General features: G+C 54.0%; 1 protein-coding gene. It reads left to right on the forward strand.

Going from position 1 to position 272, the window contains the following annotated elements:
* Nucleotides 1-203 (forward strand): hypothetical protein (locus ACKQAD_RS20295; RefSeq protein WP_409161759.1); only part of this gene is annotated, 203 nt, incomplete at its 5' end.
* Nucleotides 204-272 lie beyond the last annotated feature (69 nt).

Below are 272 nucleotides of genomic sequence, written 5' to 3' on the forward strand. Positions count from 1 at the left end.
CCGGCCAGCGTCAGGAGGCCAAATACTGTTGGCAGGCTTCTTCACTACCGAACTTCGCCTGGAATTCGCGCAGAGTCTTCGGAAATGACGGGCGCGCCATCCCCTACACTACCGCTAGTGGCTTGCTGAAACAACCGGATAAGCACAAGCCGTCTTGTCCAAACCAAGCGACTACCCACAAGCATAATGATTTTTCACTTTAGCATACGGAGGGCTGACTAGATCGACAAAGGGGGACACCACCCAGGGCTCGTCTTGCGGAGAATTTTGCT

The organism is Pectobacterium artocarpous, assembly GCF_046159765.1.
Lineage (GTDB): Bacteria > Pseudomonadota > Gammaproteobacteria > Enterobacterales > Enterobacteriaceae > Pectobacterium.